Genomic DNA, 24,985 nt, shown 5'->3' on the forward strand with positions numbered 1-24,985 from the left:
TTCAAGAGATATAGCAAAGGATGAACATCATGTTTGATCTGACTGGCCGCAAGGCTCTGGTTACCGGCGCCACCGGCGGCATCGGCGAAGAAATCGCCCGCACGCTGCACGCTCAGGGCGCCATCGTCGGCCTGCACGGCACCCGTGTCGAAAAGCTTGAGGCACTGGCCACGGAACTTGGCGACCGCGTCAAGATTTTCCCGGCCAACCTCTCCGACCGCGCCGACGTCAAGGCACTGGGCGAAAAGGCCGAGGCTGAGCTTGGTGGCGTCGACATTCTCGTCAACAATGCCGGCATCACCAAGGATGGTCTGTTCGTTCGCATGAGCGACGAGGACTGGGACAATGTGCTTGAGGTGAACCTCACGTCCACATTCCGCCTGACGCGTGAACTGACACATCCGATGATGCGTCGCCGCTTTGGCCGCATCATCAACATCACCTCGATCGTTGGCGTGACAGGCAATCCGGGCCAGGCGAACTATTGCGCCTCCAAGGCCGGCATGATCGGTTTTTCCAAGTCGCTGGCGCAGGAAATCGCGACCCGGAATGTGACCGTCAACTGTGTGGCACCGGGTTTCATCGAAAGCGCGATGACGGGAAAACTGAACGACAAGCAGAAAGATGCGATCATGGGTGCCATTCCCATGAAGCGTATGGGCACTGCGACAGAAATCGCCTCCGCCGTTCTTTACCTCGCATCCAACGAAGCCAGCTACATGACGGGACAGACCTTGCATGTGAACGGCGGTATGGCGATGATTTAATAAGCGCCCTGCGTAGGGCGGTGTGGGAAAAATGCCTGTAGAGCAAGATGGTTAGCACTATTTTAAGGCTTTTTTCCCGCGGGAAACCGTGTTAAGCGGGCGAAGACTGTGAACAGTCGTCCCGGAAACAAAAGCGACCGTTGCGATTTATTGCCGCGATGTTTAGCTTGAGACGGGTTGAACGGGTTTGCCCAGGGCGTCTGTTTTAGAGGGCGCCTGGGGGTTTTAACAGGGCAGGATGTCTGTGAAGACATTCCTTTCAAAATAAAGGTCGAGGAAACCGACATGAGCGATATCGCAGAACGCGTAAAGAAAATTGTAATTGATCATCTTGGCGTTGACGCCGAAAAAGTCGTTGAGGGCGCAAGCTTCATCGACGATCTGGGCGCTGACTCGCTCGACACCGTTGAACTGGTTATGGCGTTCGAAGAAGAATTCGGCGTTGAAATTCCGGACGACGCAGCCGACTCGATCCTCACGGTCGGCGACGCTGTCAAGTTCATCGAAAAGGCTCAGGCTTAATCGTCTGAACAACTGAGGGAAGGCTTTGACCTTCCCCATATGGCCCGGCTTGTCCGGGCCACTATTTTATCGTGCAGCACTCGACATTTGGCGGGTGCTGCACGATGCATAAAGCAACAGGCTTCCAACAGACGCCAAGAGTTGCTTTAATAGGTGTCGTCTGCGCATCCGCTTTTTCGAAATCGCTTCCGATTTTCAGGCCGATGCGCTGGGGATGATAGGGATTTGGGCGGAGCTTTGACGATGAGACGTGTCGTTATCACCGGTACCGGCATGGTATCTCCTCTTGGGTGCGGAACGGAAGTGACGTGGGAACGGCTTCTGGCCGGACACAACGGTGCACGTCTCGTGACCGAGTTCGAGGTCGAAGACCTCCCCGCCAAAATCGCCTGCCGCATTCCTGTCGGTGATGGTTCCAATGGAACCTTCAATGCCGACGACTGGATGGAGCCCAAGGAACAGCGCAAGGTCGACCCCTTTATCGTCTATGGCATGGCCGCAGCCGAAATGGCGCTGAACGACGCTGGCTGGCATCCGATAACGGGCAGTGACGAAGACCAGATCATGACCGGCGTCCTGATCGGCTCCGGTATCGGCGGTCTCGAAGGCATCGTCGAGGCCGGTTATACGCTGCGCGACAAGGGCCCACGCCGCATCTCACCGTTTTTCATTCCCGGTCGTCTGATCAATCTCATTTCCGGCCAAGTTTCCATCCGCCACAAGCTGCGCGGTCCGAACCACTCCGTTGTTACGGCCTGCTCCACCGGCGCGCACGCGATCGGCGATGCATCTCGCCTGATCATGCTGGGCGACGCCGATGTGATGGTGGCCGGTGGCGCAGAATCGCCCGTGTGCCGCATTTCGCTTGCTGGTTTTGCCGCCTGCAAGGCGCTTTCCACCCAGCACAATGATGACCCGCAAAGGGCTTCACGCCCCTATGACAAGGACCGCGACGGCTTCGTCATGGGTGAGGGTGCAGGTATCGTCGTTCTGGAAGAGTTGGAACACGCCAAGGCGCGCGGCGCAAAGATCTACGCCGAAGTCGTGGGTTACGGCCTGTCGGGCGATGCATTCCACATCACCGCGCCGTCGGAAGACGGCGAGGGTGCTTACCGCTGCATGGCGATGGCATTGAAGCGCGCGGGGCTCGCGCCTGCTGACGTCGATTATATCAATGCCCATGGCACATCGACCATGGCCGACACCATCGAGCTCGGCGCAGTTGAACGTCTTGTGGGAAATGCGGCGTCGAAGATCTCCATGTCGTCGACCAAATCCGCCACGGGTCACCTTCTGGGGGCCGCCGGCGCAATCGAAGCGATCTTCGCGACGCTTGCGATCCGCGACAATATAGTCCCACCGACGCTCAACCTCGACAATCCCGAAGTCGAGACGGCGATCGATCTGGTTCCGCACACAGCGCGCAAGCGTCAGGTTGACGTCGCCCTGTCGAATTCTTTCGGTTTTGGTGGCACCAACGCATCCCTGGTGTTGCGTCGTTTCGAAGGCTGAGTGTGACGGCTCTTGCCGTTAAGCGCAGAATCGCAGAAAAACCTCTCTTCTCCCGGCACCACAGCCGGGATTTCAACCTACGTTGCCTCTCCGGGCAACTGTCGAGAGCGGAAACACCGATAATCTTTGTAAACGAAGATGTGTAGGGCGTTTCCCTGTCTACCAAGTGCAGAATGGCCTGCCGAACCTGTTTTTGCCGCATTGCCTGCTCAATAAGCCGTTGTAATGCCGAACTGAAAAGGACCGCCGGTGAGCGATACGAGAGAGAACAATCAGGCCCCGCAAGGACGTGAAGGCTCAACCGAGAGCAAGGGCGGCCCGATCATTCCAAAATCGCCAACAGAGGCTTTGAGACCGGAAAAGGTTCCGTCGCCACCCAAGCGCTCCCGCAAGGCCCATAGCCAACTGGTCATCTTCCTCAATTTCCTGATGACGCTCATTGTTGCCGTCTGCATCATTGGTGTCGCGGCTTTCTACTACATGCTCAATTCGTTTCACGAGCCGGGTCCGCTTGAGACGAACACGACGATTACGGTCCGCAACGGTGCCGGTCTCGCTGAAATCGCCAGCAATCTGGAGCGAAGTGGTGCTATTTCCAACGCTCGCATTTTCCGCCTCATGGCCGACAAATATCTGGCTGGTGGAGAGACGCCGAAGCCCGGCGAATATGAAATCAAGGCCCGCACCTCCATGAAGGACATTCTCGGTCTTCTGGAGTCCGGCAAGTCCATTTTCTACACGATCACGATGCCGGAAGGTCTGACGGTCAAGCAGATGTTCGCACGCCTTGCGAGCGAACCTGTGCTGGAGGGTGATCTACCGGCCGAACTGCCACCGGAAGGGTCTTTGCGTCCAGACACCTATCCCTTTACGCGCGGCACCAAGCGCGAAGAGGTTGTCAGCCAGATGCGCGCAGCACAATCGCGTCTCGTGCAGGCGATTTGGGAGCGTCGCGACCCTGATCTTTCGCTGAAGACCATCGAAGAGTTTGTCACGCTGGCATCGATTGTGGAAAAGGAAACCGGCAAGGACGATGAGCGCGGCCACGTCGCCTCTGTCTTCTACAATCGTATGAAAAAGAATATGCGCCTTCAATCCGACCCGACGATCATCTACGGATTGTTCGGCGGCGAAGGCAAGCCTTCAGACCGGCCGATCTACCAATCGGACTTGCAAAAAGAAACACCGTTCAACACCTACATCATCCGTGGTCTGCCGCCACACCCGATTGCCAATCCGGGCCGGGCGGCGCTGGAAGCGACAGCCAACCCATGGCGAACTGACGATCTCTACTTCGTGGCCGATGGCACGGGTGGGCATACCTTCGCCAAGACGCTTGACGAGCATAACAACAATGTTCGCCGCTGGCGCAAGATCGAAGCGGAACGGGCTGCTGCAGGCGGCACGCCGGAAGGGGTGGTGGATGGCCAGCCCGCCGGCTCGCAGGCCGAAAAGCCTGCCAACAATTGAGGTAATACGTCACTGCTGCCCCAAAAGGCGGCAGTGGTCGTTTGAGGGGTATGATCGATGACATTGCAATCCATGACAGGCTTTGCACGCAGCGAAGGCTCGTGCGGGCGCCACCGCTGGGCGTGGGAGCTTCGCTCCGTCAACGGCAAGGGGCTCGATCTTCGTCTGCGGCTGCCAACGGGACTGGAGGCACTCGAAACAGAATTGCGGGACATCGCGGCTAAAAGCCTGTCCCGTGGCAATATCCAGGCAGGCCTCAGCCTGTCGGCCACAGAGGCGAAGCAGGAGGCAGTCATCAACCGTGATGCGCTGGATGCCGTTCTGGCACTCAAGCACGATCTGGGAGACCTTGTCAGCGAAGCACCCTTGAGCCTTGACACGTTGCTGTCCATTCGCGGACTTGTGGAATTCAAAGAGCCCGAGGAAAGCGCGGATGCGCAGGATGTACGAAATCTGGATATTGTCGCTGGCTTCGCGTCTGCGGTCTCGGCTCTTGCCGCCATGCGAGCGCGGGAGGGAGCCGCGCTGTTTTCCGTTTTGTCCGGCCATATCGATAAAATCGAGCAACTCACCAGAATCATCGAGGCTGATCCATCACGACAGCCGGAGCAAATCCGTGCACGCCTTGCCGCCCAGATTGCCCTGATCGGCGACGGCAGCGGTCTGGACCGCGACCGCGTCCACGCCGAAGCGGTTCTGCTTGCCACCAAGGCCGATTTGCGAGAAGAGATCGACCGGTTGATCGGCCATGTCGCCGCCTCGAGGGAGCTTTTGAGCAGCGGCGTGCCGGTGGGACGCAAGCTCGACTTTCTTGCACAGGAATTTAACCGGGAGTCGAATACAATCTGTTCCAAATCCAACGCCAGTGCTGTAACCGCTGCTGGTATCGAATTGAAAGTCGTGATCGATCAATTCCGCGAACAGGTCCAAAATCTGGAGTAGACCCCATGGCGTCCGCCAGCATTCCTCCCGTCCATATTGCCCGTAGAGGCCTGATGCTGGTCATTTCATCGCCATCGGGTGCTGGAAAATCAACGATTGCCCGCAATCTGCTGGAAAAGGACAAGAACATCAGCCTGTCCGTCAGCGTTACGACGCGCGCACGCCGCCAGAGTGAGATCGACGGCATCCACTACGAGTTCATCTCCAAGCGCGATTTCGAGCGCATGCGTGATGGCGAAGAATTGTTGGAATGGGCCGAGGTGCACGGTAATTTTTACGGGACCCCGCGCGAGCCGGTCGAGGCTGCGATGGCGGAAGGCAAGGACATGCTGTTCGACATCGACTGGCAGGGTGCCGAACAGTTGCAGGACAAGATGAAGGCCGACGTCGTCTCCATCTTCATTCTGCCGCCGACCATGACCGAACTGCAATCGCGCCTGCATCGCCGTGCCGAAGATACGGAAGAGGTCATCCAGACCCGCCTTGCCAATTCACGTTCGGAAATCGAGCACTGGCGTGACTATGACTACGTCATTCTCAACGACGATCTCCAGGCTGCATTCGAAGCGATCGAAGCCATTGTCAAAGCCGAACGCGTCCGCCGCGACCGCCGCCACGGCATGTTCGATTTCGTCAGAGCCTTGCTGGAAGAAGTCCCGGCCTCGCCAGTGCGGTAATCAACGCAGGTCTAAGGCCAAAAAACGCCCTGCTGAGAGCGCTTCCTTGTAACAAGGACGCGCTCTAACGTGTATCGCCAAGCATGTTCGCCAACCGCACGAATTCCTCGACCGACAATGTCTCAGCCCTTCGTGTCGGGTCTATCCCGGCTTTTTCCAGGAGCGCTTCTCCACCGATGGATTTGACGCTCTGGCGCAGCATTTTGCGGCGCTGGCCGAAGGCTGCTTCAGTGACCTTCTCGAGATTGGAGACATCGCAGGGAAAAGGCTTGTCCCTTGGTAGCAGGTGGACAACGGTCGATGTCACCTTCGGAGGCGGGCTGAAAGCCTGTGGCGGTACGTCGAAGGCCATTTCCGGCACTGTGCGCCAGCCTGCAAGGATGCCAAGGCGGCCATAATGATTGTCACCTTGTTCAGCAACGATGCGCTGGCCGACTTCCTTCTGAAACATCAGGGTCAGCGACAACCAGAAGGGTGGCCAGTTCCTCGGCAGAAGCCAGTTGATCAACAATTGCGTGCCGACATTATAGGGCAGGTTGGCGATGATGCGAACAGGCTCATCCTTCGGCACCAGGGTCTCGAAATCCACCTTGAGCGCATCGCCCTCGATCACGTCGAGGCGGCCGGGGTAATGATCGGAAATTTCGGCCAGAGCGGGCAGGCAACGGCTGTCGCGCTCGACAGCGATGACCTTCTTGGCGCCAAGTGAGAGAATGGCGCGCGTCAGACCACCAGGGCCGGGGCCAACCTCGAAGACAGTGACGCCATCAAGAGGGCCGGCTGTGCGCGCAATCTTCTGGGTCAGATTGAGATCGAGCAGGAAGTTCTGTCCCAGTGACTTTTTCGCATCGAGGCCGTGGCGCTGGATGACGTCGCGCAGAGGCGGTAGCCCATCAATGGCTGCCATTATGTGCTGGCCTGACGCGCCGCGATGCTGGCTGCCATCTTCAAAGCTGCCACAAGGCTTGATTCGTTGGCGATGCCCTGTCCGGCGATCCCGAAGGCAGTGCCGTGATCGGGCGAGGTCCGGATGAAGGGGAGGCCCAGCGTGACATTGACCGAATCGTCAAAGCCAAGCGCTTTAGCAGGGATCAAGGCCTGATCGTGATACATGCAGATCGCCACGTCGTAGCGCTCGCGGGCCGCAGTGTGGAACATCGTATCGGCGGGCAGAGGGCCAAAGGCGTCGATACCGTCTTTTCGAAGCTGAGCGGTCGCAGGGTGAATGATGGCGCGATCTTCAAGACCGATGGTGCCGTCTTCGCCTGCATGTGGATTCAGTCCCGCCACCGCAAGGCGAGGGGCCTCGATACCGAATTTATCTTTGAGATCGGCAGCCACGATATGGCATGTATCGATGATCAACGCTTCACTCAACGCGCCGGCCACGTCGCTCAAGGGAATATGGATCGTTACCGGCACGACGCGAAGCTTTGGACCCGCGATCATCATGACAGGCTTTACGACCTGACCCATCAGCTTGAGTGCCAGTTCTGCCAGAAACTCCGTATGTCCAGGAAAACCGAAGCCAGCTTCGTACAACACCGACTTCGCAATCGGGTTGGTGACAACGGCTGACGTGCGCTTTTCAACGGTAAGGGCAACAGCTGTTTCGATGGATTTGATGGTGGCGAGCGCGGTGCCGACATGCGGCTGCCCGATCTGCACGTCGAAACCGACAGGGATGGGAAGCACCGGAAGCGCTGTTGAAAACACCGATGACGCCTGCTCAGGCTCGCAGGTCCGAACTTGTATATCATGGCCGAGCAGATGCGCGCGCGCTGCAATCACGTCGGGATCGCCGACGAGGATAAAGGGCGGCAATCCAAGCTCGTGACGCTTCACCCAGGAACCGACAGTGATGTCGGGACCAATTCCGGCGGGGTCGCCCTGAGTCAGCGCGATAGGCAGGTTAGACAGGGTCACAAAGTCTGCTTTCACATCAGGTGCTGGTGATCTGGGCTTTCTTACGCAGATCTTCCAGATACTTCTTCTCGTTGGGGTTTTCACCCTTGTCGGCTTTCGCCAGGTCCTCAGCACGGAAAACGACTTCTGCGGCATAGTCATCCGATACCTGCTGCTTCTTGCAGATGGCCAGATACTCCACGCCTTTTTCGGTCACGCGCGTCCCTGTGGTTCCACCCTCGGATGTTTTCACAACAAGATCTTTCCACTCGGCCGGCAACTCTGGCTCAAGCATGCGGCCGAGGTCCTTGATCGATACGTCGAGCATGGTCGCCGCGAAGGTCTTGGCCTGCTCGCAGCCAGGATAACGCTTGCGAGACGCTTCTGCCTCAGACTTGCGCTTGCCCGTAATGGAATTCCGCTTTGATTCGGGAATGACGAAAATGACCTGCTGCAAGAAATATTCTGTCGTTACGGGCTTTTGCCCCTGTTCTTTCAGACGCGTGACAAAGTCCTGGGTCGACATCTTGTTACGACCGCCATAGCGCGCATTGACGAGGCGTGGCCAGCTCATCTGAATGGCGATGTAGGACTTGAAGTGTTCGGCGCCAACACCTGCCTGCGCCAGCACCTTGGTCAACTGATCCGTCGTCATCTTGTTCGTCGCCGCAAACCGAGCGAAAGACGCATCGACATCCGACGTGCTGACAGACATCTTGACGCGCGCGATCTCTTCACGCTTCAGCGCTTCGTCGATCAGCTGCTCACGCGCTTTCTGCGGAAGGTTACCGGATTGACGCTGCAATTTGAGGAAGGCGGTCCGGCGTGCGATATCATCACTGGTGATCGGCGTCTTGTTGACGACGACCTTCACAGCGGTTTCGGCAAACGCCGGCTGCGTCGGTAGTACGATAACCATGGGAACTGCGAAAATCGCAAAGGCGAATGCTACGCTGCGCAATGCCGTCTTTCCGAGTTTCATCCTGTTCTCTCCCTGTCGACCTGTCGGTGAGCAATGCCACGACTGTGTTTTTCTGAACATCTCGATTATCGGATGAAGCGGATAGCACCGCTCGTCAACCGAAAAACTGAATTTTCTTGCAGTTTTGCCGTGAGTGCAGACGTTTATATCATTGATATGATTGGAACGGCAATCATCACATAACTTAGACATTGACGATATGTTGCGGCAAAACGGTGGCGTGTTGGGGAAACACGCATTTACACATGCGTAAAAAACGAAAGCGGCGAAGGTCGCACCTCGCCGCCGTTTAATTCGCTAATTCGGTTTCCAACCCAGGTCAGCTTCACCCCAGCTTGTATCGGCTGTGCCGACAGCGATATCGCCGAGCGTTCTGAATGCCAGTCGGGCATTGACGGACCAGTCGTTGGCATCCTCGCGAACCGTCTGGAGATTTCCTTTGTCCGCGAAACTAACCGCAAAGATGGTGCACTCGTCCTGATATTGAATACCAATCCGACGCTCGCTGGTGAACTTGTTGTTCAGATCGTAATTGATGGCACCGAACAGCGACCAGTTGTCGTTCATGCGCAGTTTGCCGGAAGCCTGAACAATGTCGCGCTTTCTGTCGTAGCCGTAGTCAGGCTGCGCTTCGACCTGTGTATAGCTTACAGTGCCGGAAACGCGGCTGTTTGTATAACTCACACCCGTTTCAGACCGATTGACTTCCAGATTGTCCTTGTCGAAGCGCAAGCTGGACGAGAGCGAAAGGCCAATAGGAGCGTCGATCGCGGCCATCGCCACATAGTCGGAACGGTCCGTTTCCAGACCGGAGTCGGCACCGACATTCACCAGGTCGTTTTGGGCAAACGAGTTTTGACCTGCCAGATGGAAAGACTGACCGGCGATCGCGCGAATGCCGTAACCATTGTCGAAGGTACCGGTGTAGCGAAGGCCGATATTGGCGCGCGTTCCGCCTTCGATGCGGTCGAAGCCCGAGAATTTGTCGCGCTCGAAAAGGTTTGTCGCGTCGAAGACAAAGGCCTGGGAATCTTCGTTTGGAAGTTCTCCGGCATAGCCTTCATTCGGCCGAACAAAGATTTGCGCGATTGGCTCGAGGACGTGGTTGCTGTGAAGCGCGCTAAACAGAATGGGATAACGGGCTTCAAGGCCAAGCGTTGCCATACCCCGCATGCTGGCATCATCATTGATGGTACCATCATAGTTCAAAGAAGTGCCGAAGCTGTTTGCAGACATATCGGTCCACAACGCGTCTCCGCGCGCGGCCAGGAGGGGTGTCAGGAGCAATCCGCTGTCGAAGGTGAAGGTCCGCTTCCATTCCGCTTCTGTGGACAGGCGGGTGTAACTACCCTCAAGGCCGTTATAGCGGATGGAATCGCCGAGATTGTAGGCGTCCTGTTTTTCTCGCGTCAGGCTCGTGAAGTTCGTCGTCAACGAGAGCTCTCCGCCATACACCGGATCCGGCAGAAAATACCGGTAGTCTACCGCAGGATGAACGATGGCCTGCTTACGCTCTTCAGATTCCGAAAGGTCGTTGTCCTGAACGTTGAAGTAATAGGCCTTCGCTTCGAAACGGTTCCGATCCCCGACACCGTTCAGGTATATTTGATTGGTCTGAACGCCGCCGTTGTAACCTTTCAGCCCGTAAGTGCGCGAAAAGTTGTTGTCGGTCTGGACCATCGCATCCCAGCCAAACGTCCAGCGCGGATTGATGGTGAAGTCGCCCTTCGAGGCGATCATCGCGCGCGTATCGTTTTCCGAGTCGGTTGTATTGAGATCGAAGTCCTCAGGGTTGCTCTGGTTGATGCCAGCCATACGGACTTCGTGCGATCCACGCTCGAACTTCTGACGTATCTCGCCTTCCAGCAGCAAACCCTGTGAGGTGTAGTAGGTTGGCGTGATGGTCGCGTCGGCCGTATCGGACAGGACCTGGAAATAGGGGACGCTGACACCGAAACCGAGATTGTCGGTAACGCTCATGCGAGGGAACAAAAACCCGGACTTACGCTTTACCGTATTGTCGGGAACAGTGATGAAAGGAAGATAGGCAATGGGTTTGCCGAAAAGTTCGAAACGAGCCTTCTCCAGACGTATCGTCTGCTTTTTACCATCCTGAATGACGCGTTGCGCCTTCACCTGCCAGAATGGCGGCTTTTCCGGACGCTCCGCGCAGGGAAGACAAGCCGTGTAGACGCCGTTGTTCAGAACCATGACGTCCTGTGAAAGGCGTTCGGCGCTTTCGCCGGCAATACGTGTGTTGTCAGGCGTCTCCACGCGCAGCGCGTTGACGAAACCTTGGCCGAAGTCGTCGGTGACATCAAGCTCGTCCGCATAGATGCGGCTACCGTTCGGTTCGATCAGCTCAATATTGCCGCGTGCAAGCACCCGGCCAGTCGATTGATTATATTCGACACGCTGGGCCACCATTCGGTAGCCGGTATAATTCAGGCGCACACCACCGGTCGCAATCACGCGTTCTGAATCTTTATTATACGTCAGTTCGTTCGCTGTAAGCAGGAGTTTTGATTGGTCCTGAGGGTCGCCAACGATGACACCGTCTTGAGCAAAAACGCTCGAAGCGGTTGCAACATATGCGCACACAGCAGCACCAGTCAGAAGGGCCGTCGAAAGCCTTCTGATATTCCCGCGGTCAAATACCGCCACTAGCCGTCCTCCTGATGAAGCAGAATAGTCGCCCCCAATGCCAACGCTACGACGACTGGAACCCAGACCGCAACGAAGGGAGGAACAACACCGCTACTCCCGAATGCCCTTACGAGCACGGTTACTACATAAAGCACGAAGCCGGAAACGATTCCACCCAGAATCACTGAGCGGGATTGTGCGAACCGGCTGAACTTTAATGAAACAGTCGCGGCGATCAAGGTCATCGCCACGAGAAGGAAAGGCATGGACAGCAGGAAGTGGTACTGTGTCTCCAGCGCTTTCGAAGAGATACCGAAGGATTGAGCGACGTCTATCTTGTGAGAAAGATCAAAGAAAGCAACGGTTTCGGGCTGTGTCAGGCGTTCCTGAACGAATTCCTGTCTCAGATTGGTACTGATCCGCGTGGACGATTCCCGGGTTGGAACATGGCCCGGTCTGATCTCTGCGACGTCGTTAAGAAGCCAGTAACCATCTTCCAACTTAGCCGACTGTGCGTCCTGCCGCAGAAGGATATTGCCATCCTTGTCGAGGTGCACCAGCACCACATCCTTGAGAAGAGTTCCGTTTTCTTCAAAGCTCTTGGCACCGATGATCGTATCTTGTCCGCCGCTGCTCTGGCGCAGCCATGGCAGAACCTGCTGCTGGCGAGAAGGACCACCCTCATTGCGCCATCCCGCCTCGACGGAAAGCGACTTGCTTTCACCCCAGGCAGCAATGGGGTTGAGGACCAGGATGGACAGGACGCCAAGAAGAATGGCACCGCCCACGAACGGCAAAATGAACTGCCAGGCCGAAATGCCGGCGGCCCGCGTGACCACCAACTCGTAGCGACGATTGAGCGAGATCAGTGTCGTCATGCCCACGAAAAGTGCGATGAAGGGAACCGTCTGTTGAAGAATGAGTGGGAGGCGCAGAGCCGTCAGGCCCAGAGCCGCGGGAACGGAATATCCCGGCAGCCCGGACATGCGTCGCGCCGTCTCGCTGAAGTCGGCGAGAAAGATAATAGCCGAGACGCCCAGCAGGAACCAGAAGGTCGTCATCGCGTAACGTCGCAGGAAATAACGGGAGAGCGTGCCAAACATCATGCGCCTTGACCTCCCGAACCAGAAGCCTTGGATGGCAACGAACGCTTCTGCAGGTTATGAACGGCATTGCTGAAGGCGCGCGGCATGCGCAGTTTTTGACCGGTCATCAAAAGGAAGGTCGCTATGCCGCCGCTGACCACCGGCACAGCATAGACCAGCGGAATGAAAGCAGCGCTCTGCTTGACCTGATTGGTGAAGTAGAAGCCAAGCCATCTGAGCATGAATGCAGTGAGGAGAGCCGCGACCATCGGGTGCAGGCGCGCTTCCCGGTGAGAGCGTGCATCGGCGGCAACCACGAGTGAAATCAGCGCGAAGACGAACGGGAACATCCAGTCCACAAGACGTCTATGCAGTTCCGACTGGAACCCGCCCGGCGCTTTCCTGTAGCTTTCCACAGTCTCATCTGGCGAGAGCAAGAAAGCCAGGCTCGCATCGCTCGAAGAGATCGAGGGCTCGTTGTTGTCTTTTTCAGACATCGTTGACAGGTCGAAGGCATAGGACAGGAACTTGACGACGGAGACTTTTCCATCCGGCGTCTTTTGCTGCACCTCGCCATCACGCATGGTCAGAGACGTGCCGCCCTCATCGATCATGCCTTCCTTGGCATAATAGATGAGGTCGTAATTGGGATCGCGACGGTCGGCCACGAACAGGCCGCGCAGAATACGACCCTGACGTTCACCGATTTGCACGTAGAGGCCGTCCTGAATCGTACGGAATGTCTTTTCTTCGATAACCGAGGACAAGAGGTCTGCGTAGGCAGCGGCAACCATCTGTCGTGCCGCGGTCCGAGCGGGAGGCTCGGCAAAATTCGTGATTCCGAACGAGACGAGGCTCAGCACCGTGCCGAGAATCAGTATGGGCTTGCAAATGATCCAGCGTGACGCGCCCGATGCATCGATAATGGCCAGTTCCGAGTCGGTATTCATTGCCGTCAGCGTCTGCGTGATGGCGATGACCAGCGCGAAAGGCAGGACGACGGGAATAAGCGTCGGCAACAGCATCGTCGCCAACGTAACGAAAGAGCCCATGGACTGGCCGGTATCCGTGACGAGATTGATTCGCTGAAGAACCTGAATCGTCCAGATAATCGCCAGAACGGGCAATAGCGCGACCAGAAACATCTGCGTCGTGCGTCGCAATATGTATCGTTCAAGAAGCGTCATTCAGTCCCTGATGCCGTAATCGCAATGCATGTTCCCCCCGCGGGAACTGCTCTTATCTAGCTGTAACAATCGCGGATGGCGACTCCGCACCGCACACAAATCTGTCTTGTGCGATAATTTTTCTGCGGCCTGTGTCTTTTTGTTAATGGCGATTTTTGCTGTCCTTCCATGAGTGATTCACAAAATTGACACCACACAAGCCGATTGCAGGGTTGCGCTGAAGCCGTAAAAGGCCATGATCCGGCGTTTCCTGAAATACAGTGATGAGCGAGAACATGTCCGCCAAATTCGATATATCCTTTGCCAATTCCGCTTCCCTTGAAAATGCCAGCGCTGTTCTGCTGCAGGTATCGGGCGAAAATGCGCCCGCTGGCCAGGCGCAGGTCGATCCCGCCGGTATCCTTGTGAAAGCCGCTAAAGTTTCCGGTTTCACCGCCAAGGCGATGAGCGTTCTGGACCTGCTGGCGCCGCAGGGATCCGAAGCCGACAGAATCATCGTCATCGGTCTCGGCAAGCCTGCCAAGCTGACGGCGCATGACTGGCTGCGCGCCGGTGGAACCGCTGCTGCCCAGTTCAAGAAGGCCGAAAAGGTCGTCATCTATCTGGACGCGCTGGGCATCGAAGTCGATGGCAAGGCGGCCGCCGATTTCGCGCTGGGCCTTCTGCTGCGCGCCTATAGCTTCGATACTTACAAGACGAAAAAGAAGTCTGACGATGACAAGACGCCGAAAAGTGTCGATGTCACCATCGTGACGGCCGTGCATGCAGAAGCAAAAAAAGCTTTTGAAACAGCCGAAGCTGAAGCGCAAGGCGTCATTCTGGCGCGTGATCTCGTCAACCTGCCGCCAAACGTTCTCGGCCCCGTGGAATTTGCCGAAAAGGCGGAGGAGTTGAAGAAACTCGGCGTCGAGGTTGAAATCCTTGGTGAAAAGGAAATGAAGAAGCTGGGCATGGGCGCGCTGCTGGGCGTGGCCCAAGGGTCCGTCCGCCCGCCACGTCTCGCCATCATGCAGTGGAAGGGCGGCTCCAAGAAAGATGAGCCGATTGCCTTTGTCGGCAAAGGCGTGGTTTTCGACACGGGTGGCATTTCGCTGAAGCCCGGTGCAGGCATGGAAGACATGAAGGGTGACATGGGAGGTGCAGCAGCCGTAACCGGCCTCATGCACACGCTGGCCGCGCGCAAGGCCAAGGCGAATGTCATCGGCGTTATCGGTCTTGTGGAAAACATGCCGGATGGCAACGCCCAGCGCCCGGGCGATATCGTCACCTCCATGTCCGGCCAGACGATCGAAATCATCAACACCGACGCCGAAGGCCGCCTCGTGCTGGCTGACGCGCTCTGGTATACCAATGATCGCTTCAAACCGAAGTTCATGATCAATCTGGCTACGCTGACGGGCGCGATTACCGTCGCATTGGGCAATCTTCAGGCAGGACTTTTCTGCAACGATGACGAACTGGCTGAACGCCTGGCGCGCGCGGGCGACACGACGCAGGAAAAGCTGTGGCGCATGCCGCTCGGCAAGGAATACGACAAGATCATCGATTCCAAGTTCGCCGATATGAAGAATAGCTCCGGTCGGCTTGCTGGTTCCGTCACCGCCGCACAGTTCCTCAAACGCTTCGTGGGCGATACGCCTTGGGCGCATCTGGACATCGCCGGAACCGCCATGGGCTCACCGCTCAACGAGATCAACCAGTCCTGGGGCTCTGGTTATGGCGTGCGCCTGCTGAACGAACTCGTTCGCGCCCATTACGAGGATTGATCATTGGCGGACAAAACGCGACCGGCACGTCGATGACGGAGATCCTGTTTTACCATCTGACCGAATCGAAGCTGGAAGACGCTTTGCCACCGCTTCTTGAGAAGTCACTGGAGCGCGGCTGGAAAGTCGCGGTCCAGACTGCGACCGATGAGCGTCGCGATTCGCTCGATGTGCATCTGTGGACATTTCGCGACGACAGCTTCATGCCGCATGGCAGCGATCTCTCCGAAACAGCCGCTGAACAGCCCGTTCTGCTGACCGCGTCTGGTGAAAATCGCAACGCCGCCAACGTCCGCTTCATCATAGACGGTGCGGAGCCTCCCCCGATCGACAACTATGAGCGGGTCGTCTTCATGTTCGACGGTTATGACGCCGCGCAACTGGATGGCGCGCGCGCCCAGTGGAAAAAGATGAAAGGCGAGGGGCATACGCTGACCTATTGGCAGCAATCGCCGGAAGGACGCTGGCAGAAAAAGGCTTGAGGTCCAGAGTTTTGCGCAGGCGGTCTTGCACTTACAGATCATAAAAAATGGCCGGGTCATCCCCGGCCATTTCAATTTTCAGGTATTGCGTGGCCTCACTTCTGCCCAGGCAAAGCATAGGCGATAACATAATCGCCACGATCCGGAGATTGCCGGGCACCACCTGCGGAAATCACCACATATTGCTTACCGGTTTTCGGCGACTTGTAGCTCATCGGGCCGCCCTGGCTACCGACGGGCAGGCGGGCTTTCCAGACTTCCTCGCCGGTCGCCGTGCTGAAAGCGCGCAGGTAATAATCCTGTGTGCCGGCGATGAAGACGAGACCGCCCTGCGTGGTCATGGTGCCGCCCAGTGTCGGCATGCCCACGGGGATGGGGAGACCCATCTTGATGCCGAGCGGACCGGTGTCTTGCACCGTACCGACAGGAACCTGCCAGTTGATCTTCTGCGTCTTCATGTTGATGGCGGTCAACGTGCCGAACGGAGGCTTCTGGCAGGGAATGCCGAGTGCCGAGAGAAAACGGTTCTTGTTGACCGCGTAGGGCGTGCCCTTCATCGGCACCAGACCCATGACCGTGTTGGTGGCTTCCGAACCGCTGTTGACAGCCGTCGTGGGCGCCGCTTCCTGCATCTGGATCCACAGGCCCAGGCGCATGTCGTTGACGAAGATCGTGTCGGTGTTGGGGTCGATGGAAATGCCGCCCCAGTTCATGCCGCCGAGAGACCCTGGGAAGTTGAGCACCAGATCGGTGCCGGGAACGGTGTAGACACCGTCATAACGCATGCCCTTGAAGGCAACGCGGCACAGAAGCTGGTCGAACGGTGTTGCGCCCCACATGTCGCTTTCGGTCAGGGTCTGCGCACCGATCTGTGGCATGCCGACCGAAAGCGGCTGTGTCGGAGCGTATTTTTCGTTGGCGATGTTGCCGGGCTTGACGGGAACGTCCTTCACTTCCGTCAAAGGCTTGCCGGTTGCGCGATCAAGCACGTAAAGCTGGCCAGCCTTGGTGCCGAATACCAGCGCCGGAACCGTCGAGCCATCTGCCTTGGGGAAGTCGATGAAGCTTGGCTGCATCGGGACGTCGAAGTCCCAGAGGTCGTTGTGAACCGTCTGGTAGACCCATTTTTCACGGCCCGTGGTGGCATCGAGTGCCAGCATGGAGGCGCCATATTTGTGGTCGAGTTCTGTCCGGGTTGCCCCGTAAAGGTCGACCGAGGGGCTGCCGACCGGCATGAACACTGTGTTGGATGCTGCGTCATAGGACATCGACGCCCAGACATTGGGTGTCGAGCGTGTATAGGTCTGGCCGGGAGGCGGCATCAGAGTGATGTCGGGATTGCCCGGATCGAAAGCCCAGCGCAACTGGCCGGTGATGACGTCGAAGCCGCGCATGACGCCGCCCGGCATATCCACCTGCACATTGTCGGCGATCCGTCCGCCGATCACGACGGTTGTGCCAGCCAGTGTCGGAGCCGATGTCAGAACATAGCTCGGGTCTGGCGCGTTGCCGAGACCGTCCTTGAGGTTGACACGGCCATCGGTGCCGAAGTCAGGGCAGAATGCGCCCGTGTCGGCATCAAGAGCGATCAGTTCCGCCGTGATTGTGTTCATCAAAATGCGGCGTTGGCACAGCGCTCCTTCAGCCACGGTTGCTGCCGTGACCGGCGTGGAACCGGGCAGATTGGGCTGTTCGACCGGGCGCGTGGCATCGAAATAGGCAAGGCCACGGCAACGCATCCAAACGGATGACTTGGCGTTGATCTCGTTTTTCCAGATTTCCTTGCCGGTATCGGCATCCAGCGCAATCACGTTGTTGTGCGGCGTGCACAGAAACACGCGGTCGCCCACCTGCAACGGTGTCTGCTGGTCTTCGGCACCGCCGCCATTGGGGCTGATGGGTGTATCGCCGGTGTGATAGGTCCAGGCTACATCGAGATTCTTGACGGTGTCGCGATTGATCTGATCGAGCGCGACGAAGCGGCTGCCGCCTGCGGTATTGCCGTAATGTTCCCAGTTCTTCTGTTCGGTTTCAGCCGAAACAGGCGTCAGGGCCGGGGCCTCGCCGCTGGCAACAACGGTTGGATGCGGCACGAACATGCCGGCCATGCCCGCAGCGGATACGGTGCCAAGAAGAATCGCCAGAATGAACGAACCGGCATAGGCAGGTGTTTTTCCGGCTGCGCGGCGCAGCAGCGGAACAGAAAGGGCAACGACGGTTGCGCCAACCGTCAACGCCAGAAGGCGGGAGATCAGCGGCCAGTAGTCAACGCCGACTTCCCAAAGAGACCAGGCAATCGTGCCGATGAAGACGAGGCCGAACAGCGTGGCGCCCAACGGTTTGCGCAGGGCAATGAGCAGGCCGCCGAGAACAAGGGCGATGCCGGAGATGATGAAGTAAAGGCTGCCGCCTTCCATGGCGAGCTTGCCGCCGAAATAAGTGAAGAAGAGACCCGCAGCGACGAGAACGAGGCCCAGAAATGCGAGCCAGATTTTTGAAAGAGCGGATAGGGGTTTGGGTTGATCAACCATCAAGAGTTCCTGACTGTTTTAAATTTGGCAGTCAGACGAAACGACCTCAGGCTCATGGCGAGCAGAAGAGGCTCCGTGCTGACAGGTGACACGGCGTCTTGAGCTCGCAAAGGACTGCGGTGTGATGCTGAAAAATACACGCTCCATGAGTGCTCTCCGCATTGGACGTATCACCAGGCCAGACCGATCATTCATGGCGTTCAGACAGCGACATCCCATCAAGATCCGAGTTTCCCTCGCAACCCCACTCCTCCAACGGATTGGTACGGGTGTGTTTGGCTTTGCGCCAACCAGTGCGTGAATACGCCGCGTTGCTGATGTTAACAAGCTGGAAAATACCAACTCCAGTGTGAAAAGGTCGGCGCTATCGATTCTTATGGATGACTTTATTTCAGTTCACTTTTTTTTGAAGTTGGGCATCAAAGTGAGTGACGGCTGGAGGGAAAAACCGGTCTACAAGCTGCAAATTCAAGCGAGTTTGAAAGGGATGGCGCGACGCAAAATTGGATCGGCAGCGATACCGGCTTTTATGCAATGACGTTCTAATGTGTTGCGCTAATAAAAATGCTATATGCAGCAATGGGTTTGCGGTGCATTGCAAAAGAAATGAGGAGATCGACATGGGTCAATCCGTACCGTGGCCTGCAAATGAAACTGAGCGTCTTGTGGGCGTGCGTTCCATTCTGGGATCGGGCCCGACGCCGGAACTGGCTGCTCTCTCCGAGCTTGCGAAAGGCGTGTTTGAAACCTCGCGCGCTGCGGTTCATATCGTTGACGAGGACTGGCTGCACATCGCGCATCAAGCGGGTATCCAGGTGGGCGAATGTCCCCGGGACATTTCCATCTGCACGCGCGTGGTGCTTTCCAACGATGTGCTGGTGGTTCCTGATCTGAGTGCTCACCGGGAATTGTCTGCTTTTCCCTATGTTCAAGGCGGCCCAAAGTTCCGTTTCTATGCCGGAGCACCCATCGAGCTGGAGCCGGGACTGATTGTCGGGGCATTTTGCATTCTCGATACATATCCGCGCCAGTTGCAGCCGGGCGAAGTCGCGAGCCTGAAGCGTTTCGCTGTCCTGGCTGGTGCATTGCTTCGACTGCAAAAAGCCAATTTCACCATGAGCCTTGCGGAGCGCGCCTTGCGTGATGCCGCCATGACCGACCCGCTTACGGGTTTCTACAATCGCGAGGCCTTGAGTGTGCTGGTGGATTCGCAGATGTATGCCGCGCTGCAGTCCAACGAAACCTTTGGCGCTCTCTATTTGGATATGGATGGTTTCAAGGCGATCAACGATACGCTCGGCCATAGTGTCGGAGACCGTGTTCTTCACGAAGCTGCAAACCGCATCCGCAATGTGATCAGGCCTGAAGATATCGCCGTGCGCATGGGTGGAGACGAGTTTGCCGTCTTTGTTCCGCGACCGGCCACATCACATGACCTGTCAACGCTGGCCGAGCGGCTGCTTGAAGCGTTTCGTCATCCGTTCAATATCGATGGTCGGCTGGTGCATGCGCCGCTCAGCATCGGTGGCGCCATTGCTCCGCAGGCGGGCAGCGACCGTCTATCGCTTTTGCAAAGCGTCGATGAAGCCTTGTATCAGGCCAAGAAAGAAGGGCGCGACCGTTTCGTCAATCGCGCCTTGTAAACGTGATCAATCGAAGAACGAATCCACGAACTTGTGACGGCCGAGCAGAAATGCGTCGGCGACATGCATCAGCGGTGCAAGATCGACATCCGATGTCTTCGCCTTGATGATCTCGGCGAAGCGCTCGTAAAGAGCAGGGTATTCGCGTTCGGGCTGGACAGGCGTCTGCTCTGCGTTGATGGAGAGCTTCGAACCGCCGTCGGAGAGAACCATCTGACCAGCCTCGGTTTCAGCCACGATATCCCAGCTTTGCTTGCCTGTCTGACGCCAGTCGAACTCGGCATGAACGGGCATCTGCGTTACATCCGAAAACTGAATGTCGGCTGCAATCGGCGCATCGCGGTTCTCGGGGAATTCAAGCGTTGCCTTGGTGATGAACAGCCCGCGTGGAAGAATATGCGTGATGATCGATAGGGCGTTGATACCCGGATCGAAGACGCCAAGGCCGCCTGCCTGCCAGATCCAGTCCTGGTTGGGATGCCAATGCCGGACGTCTTCCTTCCAGATGACGTGAACGCTGTTGATTTTGGTAGAGGCCAGGAAGCTCTTGGCAGCCTCGACGGCAGGCGCATAACGGGAATGCCAGCTGGCAAACAGCGAAAGTCCCTTGGAATCCGCCAGTCGAACCAGATCCTGCACTTCGGACAGTGTGGCACCCGGTGGTTTTTCGAGAAAGACATGCTTGCCTGCATTCAATGCTGCATAAGCCGCTGTATAGCGATATTGCGGTGGCATGCACAGAGATACGGCCTGAACCTCGGGTACGGCTTCGATCAGTGCTTCGATGGTGCCGTAGGAAGCGACGCCATCCACGGTGCCATGGCGGCTTGCTGTGGCAACCAGATCGAAATCCGGATTGGCCGCAATGGCCGGGAGGTGCTGATCGCGAACAATTTTGCCGACGCCGACGATAGCGAGCTTGGTAGCTGACATGAAAGAAATCCGTTTGGCTGATTCAGTGAGGAAGGCTTGATCCGTGCCTTTGTAACAGAAACCCGATAGGCGGCAAGCCGACACCGGGAGGTACGTTGTCTGAATTTGTCGCGGCAAAGGACCGTCAGTCTGTACGGCATGACCTGAAATTCGCGTTGGTATTGCGGCACTTTCTGGCAATCAGGGATGCGGTTTTTCCAAGCCGTGATGAATCTCTTATTAAAAGCCAAACGTGAGCAATATCATAAGTCATTGAATCGTCGCAGTTTACCCGCGAATACAACTTAAAAGAGCTTACTTGATATTATTCTCCTTTTGATATAAATCGAAGTGACGGTAATTTTCTGCCGTCACTTGAAGCATAGACTAATTTTAGAGAATACGCACACAGTAAATATTTTAGAGATCGTGCGAATTATACGGATAAATTTTTTAAGAAAAAATTTTTATTAAGATAGGACTTACAACTATGAATATAAAAATTCAGAGGGTGGAGAAATCCACCCTCCTTCTTTACTTTTTGTTGTTTTTTTGTTTGGTTTCTTATTCTCTGTTGTTAGGTGTAACGGTTTCGTATTCAAACTCAGTTGATGATAATCTAAAAATATCATATTTTGAAAAAATTTTACGATGGTTCTTAATCATTATGATGGCGTTAGGATTGGGTCGAATACTCGTTCTAGCGGCATTGGGAATACGCCTACGAGCCGTTTCCGAAAAGGCGGGGAGCCCGCCCGCGGGCAGAGTCTGGGATGATCAGAATCAAGAGATGATCAGCGTCATCATCCCGTGCCACAATGAAGAAAAAGTGATTGTCGGTACGATAACGAGGCTTCTTGAAAGCAGGCACATTCTGCCGGACATTATCGTGATCGATGATGGCTCGTCGGATGGAACAGCCTCGCGCGTGCTTGAGAGCTTCGGCCACGACGAGCGCGTGACACTTGTTACCCAACCCAACGCCGGCAAGGCGGCGGCGCTGAACCATGGCATGCGTCTGGCCACGAGCGACATCATCATAGCGCTCGACGCAGACACGCATTTCGAACCGGAAACCGTGGTTCGATTGCTTCAGCATTTCGGCGATCCCTCCGTCGGGGTTGTTGCGGGTAACGTGAAGGTCGGCAATCGGCATAATATTCTCACCAGTTGGCAGTCGGTGGAATATGTGACGTCGCAGAATATGGAGCGGATAGCCCTTTCCTCCCTGGGCGCAATGATGGTCGTGTCCGGTGCTGTCGGAGCTTGGCGCAGGCAGGCAATATTGGATGCCGGCGGCTTTCCGGAAGACACGATCGCTGAAGACCAGGATTTGACGATCCTTCTTCAACGTATGGGCTGGAAAGCCTTGTATGAGCCCTCTGCGATAGCCTGGACGGAAGCGCCTGACACCGTTCGCGACTTCATCAAGCAGCGATTGCGCTGGTCATATGGAACGCTTCAGTGCCTTTTGAAGCACACGTCAATCCGTCGAGACCGGTTCTCAGCGGGTATCGCATTGATCGCCATACCGCAGGTATGGCTGTTTCAAGTGCTCGCCGCGCTTGTCTCTCCGATCGTGGACTTTGTGGCGCTGGCGTCACTGGCGACATTCTTGTTCCAGTTGCTGACTGGCATCGGTGAGGGAGCCCCGGTTTTTCACTTCGTGTTTTTTTGTATGGCAGTGCATATGATCATTGAAATAGCCTATGGGCTGATCGCTTATAAGCTGGATTACCGGCAGGACAGGTTTCCGTTCCTGTATTACGTCAGCCAACGTTTCATGTTCAGGCAGATCCTTTACTATTCCACCTTGAAGGCGCTCTACCGGTATGTGTCGGGGGGACGGGTCGAATGGGGTATTCTTCGCCGCTCTGGACGGATCGAAATGCCTGGCTCCTGACACCGTGGCGGATTCAACCCGCCATTGTCTCTTCATATTCACTGGAAAGCAGCAGCCACTGCTCCTCCGCCTCGGAGAGTTTGGCTGCGGCTTCTCCGCGTTCCTTGACTTTCAGCGCGGCCTTGGCAGGAGCCTTTTCGTAAAGGCTCGCATCTCCAAGCTCCTTGTCGAGCGTCTGAATCAGCTTCTCAAGCTTTGCCGTCAAAGACTCGATATCGTTGATCTTTTTCTTGAGCGGAGCGAGCGAGGCGCGCTTTTCAGCATTCGCCTTGCGCTGGTCCGCCTTTGAAGCACCGTCTAGGACAACTTCAATTTTTTCGTCTTTTTTTTTACCCGAGGAGACAATGAGGTCGCGATATTCATCCATATCGCCTTCGAAGGTCGTCACCGTACCATTGTTGACGAGCCAGAGCCGGTCAACGGTTGCTTCGATCAAGTGGCGGTCATGCGAGATGAGGATCACGGCGCCGTTGTAATCGTTCAGAGCCTCGATCAAGGCACGGCGGCTGTCGATGTCCAGATGGTTTGTCGGCTCGTCGAGGATGAGCAGGTTCGGTGCGTGGAACGCAGCCAGACCCATCAACAGACGCGCCTTTTCGCCACCCGACAGATCCTTGGCGGGCGTTGACATTTTTTCAGTCGCCAGACCCATCTGTGCCACGCGGGCACGGACCTTGGCTTCCGGTGCCTGCGGCATCAGCTTGCGCACATGCTCGACCGGATTGTCTTCCGGCACGAGATCATCCAGCTGATGCTGGGCGAAGAAGCCGATCTTCAGCGATGGTGCCAAGCGCAAATCACCCGTTTCCGGCGCAAGACGGCCGGAGATGAACTTGGCGAAGGTCGATTTGCCGTTACCGTTCGAACCCAGCAACGCGATGCGGTCATCATTATCGATACGCAGGTTCAAACCCTTGAGGATGGGCTTTCCCGGCTCGTAACCAACCGCGCCGCCGTTGATGGCGACGATGGGCGAGGCGGGCTGCTTTTCCGGCTCCGGGAAGGTAATCGGCTGAACGTGGTCTTCGATGACCGACGAGACCGTGCCCATGCGTTCCAGTGCTTTCACGCGGCTCTGCGCCTGCTTGGCTTTGGAGGCTTTTGCCTTGAAGCGATCGATGAAGCTCTGCAAATGCTTGCGGGCCGCATCGTTCTTGACCTTCGCCTTGGTCTGCAATTCGTCGGCCTCGGCCTTCTGACGCTCGAACTGATCGTATCCGCCGCGATAGAAGGTCAGCTTCTTCTGATCCAGATGGACGATTGCGTTGACGGCGTTGTTCAAGAGATCGCGGTCATGGCTGATGATGATGACGGTGTAGGGATAACGGCGGATATAATCTTCCAGCCACAAGGTGCCTTCAAGGTCGAGATAGTTGGTCGGCTCATCCAGCAGTAGCAGGTCCGGTTCTGCGAACAGAACGGACGCCAGTGCCACGCGCATGCGCCAACCGCCCGAAAAGGACGAGGCCGGGCGGAACTGGGCGTCCTGATCGAAGCCGAGACCCGCGAGAATGCTTGAGGCACGCGCTTCGGCGGAATGCGCGTCAATATCGACAAGGCGCATCTGGATATCCGCAATGCGGCCCGGATCGGTCGCCGTCTCTGATTCCAGCATCAGGGCCGCGCGTTCCTTGTCGGCGGCCAGCACGATGTCGATCAGGCTTTCTTCCGTCGCTGGTGCTTCCTGCGCGACCTGTCCCATGCGGGCATTCTTGGGAATGAAGACCTCGCCGGTTTCGGCGCCAAGGTCGCCGGTGATGATGCGAAAAAGGGTGGATTTGCCCGCGCCATTGCGGCCCACGAGGCCCGCCTTCGTGCCCGCTGGAAGCGACACGCTGGCGTGATCGAGGAGGAGGCGCCCGGCAATACGGGCGGAAACGTCTGAGATGGTAATCATGGCGCCGTTTTGGCCGAACTCAGTTGTGAACGCAAGAGCGCGAAAGCCACAGTTTCCACCGTTTATGCGCTGATCCATTTCCCTCACCGGGCAGGAGGGGCCAAGCCCGGCGTCGCGTTGATGCGTCCCATCAGTTTTCGTTATTTGATTAAACCG

19 protein-coding genes are annotated in these 24,985 nt (G+C 56.7%); 10 read left to right on the forward strand and 9 right to left on the reverse strand.

The window, feature by feature from the left end; all coding sequences use genetic code 11:
- Positions 1-29 precede the first annotated feature (29 nt).
- The 6 genes from fabG (at position 30) to gmk (ending at position 5,890) form a co-directional block, all read left to right on the forward strand.
- The gene (gene fabG, locus RMR21_RS04760) at positions 30-767 is read left to right on the forward strand and encodes a 3-oxoacyl-[acyl-carrier-protein] reductase (protein ID WP_498669561.1); all 738 of its coding nucleotides are present in this window, start codon (positions 30-32) and stop codon (positions 765-767) included.
- Between the two features lie 285 nt (positions 768-1,052).
- Positions 1,053-1,289 (forward strand): acyl carrier protein, encoded by a 237-nt coding sequence (locus RMR21_RS04765; protein ID WP_027507378.1) that lies wholly within the window; start codon positions 1,053-1,055, stop codon positions 1,287-1,289.
- A gap of 243 nt (positions 1,290-1,532) precedes the next feature.
- Positions 1,533-2,801, forward strand: coding sequence for a beta-ketoacyl-ACP synthase II (gene fabF, locus RMR21_RS04770; protein WP_498669562.1), 1,269 nt, complete (start codon positions 1,533-1,535; stop codon positions 2,799-2,801).
- A 249-nt stretch (positions 2,802-3,050) separates the two neighbouring features.
- A complete protein-coding gene (gene mltG, locus RMR21_RS04775) occupies positions 3,051-4,271 on the forward strand; it encodes an endolytic transglycosylase MltG (RefSeq protein WP_498669563.1) in 1,221 nt (406 codons plus the stop codon).
- A gap of 57 nt (positions 4,272-4,328) precedes the next feature.
- Entirely contained in the window at positions 4,329-5,213 is an 885-nt protein-coding gene (locus tag RMR21_RS04780; protein ID WP_498669565.1) for a YicC/YloC family endoribonuclease, read from the forward strand.
- A 5-nt stretch (positions 5,214-5,218) separates the two neighbouring features.
- Positions 5,219-5,890: a guanylate kinase gene (gmk, locus tag RMR21_RS04785; protein ID WP_174152592.1), complete on the forward strand. Its 672-nt coding sequence runs from the start codon at positions 5,219-5,221 to the stop codon at positions 5,888-5,890.
- Positions 5,891-5,954: 64 nt separating this feature from the next.
- On the opposite strand, the gene rsmA is transcribed toward gmk, so the two are convergent.
- The 6 genes from rsmA to lptF form a co-directional block, all read right to left on the reverse strand.
- A complete protein-coding gene (gene rsmA, locus RMR21_RS04790; protein ID WP_498669567.1) occupies positions 5,955-6,797 on the reverse strand; it encodes a 16S rRNA (adenine(1518)-N(6)/adenine(1519)-N(6))-dimethyltransferase RsmA in 843 nt (280 codons plus the stop codon).
- Positions 6,797-7,816: a 4-hydroxythreonine-4-phosphate dehydrogenase PdxA gene (gene pdxA, locus RMR21_RS04795; protein ID WP_498669568.1), complete on the reverse strand. Its 1,020-nt coding sequence runs from the start codon at positions 7,814-7,816 to the stop codon at positions 6,797-6,799. The genes rsmA and pdxA overlap by 1 nt, the downstream gene beginning before the upstream one ends.
- Before the next feature lie 16 nt (positions 7,817-7,832).
- Positions 7,833-8,777, reverse strand: coding sequence for a SurA N-terminal domain-containing protein (locus RMR21_RS04800; RefSeq protein WP_498669569.1), 945 nt, complete (start codon positions 8,775-8,777; stop codon positions 7,833-7,835).
- A 297-nt stretch (positions 8,778-9,074) separates the two neighbouring features.
- Positions 9,075-11,441 (reverse strand): LPS-assembly protein LptD, encoded by a 2,367-nt coding sequence (locus RMR21_RS04805; RefSeq protein ID WP_498669570.1) that lies wholly within the window; start codon positions 11,439-11,441, stop codon positions 9,075-9,077.
- Entirely contained in the window at positions 11,441-12,529 is a 1,089-nt protein-coding gene (gene lptG / locus RMR21_RS04810; RefSeq protein WP_498669571.1) for an LPS export ABC transporter permease LptG, read from the reverse strand. The genes RMR21_RS04805 and lptG overlap by 1 nt, the downstream gene beginning before the upstream one ends.
- Positions 12,526-13,695 carry an LPS export ABC transporter permease LptF gene (lptF, locus tag RMR21_RS04815; RefSeq protein ID WP_498669572.1) on the reverse strand — a complete coding sequence of 390 codons (1,170 nt, stop codon included), beginning with the start codon at positions 13,693-13,695 and terminating at the stop codon, positions 12,526-12,528. Before lptF ends, lptG begins: the two co-directional genes overlap by 4 nt.
- Before the next feature lie 275 nt (positions 13,696-13,970).
- On the opposite strand from lptF, the gene RMR21_RS04820 reads away from it, so the two are divergent.
- The gene (locus RMR21_RS04820; RefSeq protein WP_498670074.1) at positions 13,971-15,461 is read left to right on the forward strand and encodes a leucyl aminopeptidase; all 1,491 of its coding nucleotides are present in this window, start codon (positions 13,971-13,973) and stop codon (positions 15,459-15,461) included.
- A gap of 32 nt (positions 15,462-15,493) precedes the next feature.
- Entirely contained in the window at positions 15,494-15,943 is a 450-nt protein-coding gene (locus tag RMR21_RS04825) for a DNA polymerase III subunit chi (RefSeq protein WP_498669573.1), read from the forward strand.
- Positions 15,944-16,038: 95 nt separating this feature from the next.
- Here RMR21_RS04825 and RMR21_RS04830 read toward each other — a convergent pair whose 3' ends face one another.
- Positions 16,039-18,474 (reverse strand): glucose/quinate/shikimate family membrane-bound PQQ-dependent dehydrogenase, encoded by a 2,436-nt coding sequence (locus RMR21_RS04830; RefSeq protein WP_498669574.1) that lies wholly within the window; start codon positions 18,472-18,474, stop codon positions 16,039-16,041.
- A 620-nt stretch (positions 18,475-19,094) separates the two neighbouring features.
- Between RMR21_RS04830 and RMR21_RS04835 the strand changes: the two genes are divergently transcribed.
- A complete protein-coding gene (locus tag RMR21_RS04835; RefSeq protein ID WP_498669575.1) occupies positions 19,095-20,117 on the forward strand; it encodes a sensor domain-containing diguanylate cyclase in 1,023 nt (340 codons plus the stop codon).
- Positions 20,118-20,123: 6 nt separating this feature from the next.
- Here the strand turns inward: RMR21_RS04835 and RMR21_RS04840 are convergent, their stop codons facing one another.
- Positions 20,124-21,050 (reverse strand): Gfo/Idh/MocA family protein, encoded by a 927-nt coding sequence (locus RMR21_RS04840; RefSeq protein ID WP_498669576.1) that lies wholly within the window; start codon positions 21,048-21,050, stop codon positions 20,124-20,126.
- Positions 21,051-21,519: 469 nt separating this feature from the next.
- Here RMR21_RS04840 and RMR21_RS04845 point away from each other — a divergent pair, with 469 nt between their 5' ends.
- Complete coding sequence (locus tag RMR21_RS04845) at positions 21,520-22,932, forward strand: glycosyltransferase family 2 protein (protein ID WP_498669578.1); 1,413 nt, start codon at positions 21,520-21,522, stop codon at positions 22,930-22,932.
- A gap of 13 nt (positions 22,933-22,945) precedes the next feature.
- Here RMR21_RS04845 and RMR21_RS04850 read toward each other — a convergent pair whose 3' ends face one another.
- On the reverse strand, positions 22,946-24,829 hold the full coding sequence (locus RMR21_RS04850; RefSeq protein ID WP_498670075.1) for an ABC-F family ATP-binding cassette domain-containing protein: 1,884 nt from the start codon (positions 24,827-24,829) through the stop codon (positions 22,946-22,948).
- Positions 24,830-24,985 lie beyond the last annotated feature (156 nt).

Source organism: Agrobacterium sp. rho-8.1 (assembly GCF_033957725.1).
Classification (GTDB): domain Bacteria; phylum Pseudomonadota; class Alphaproteobacteria; order Rhizobiales; family Rhizobiaceae; genus Agrobacterium.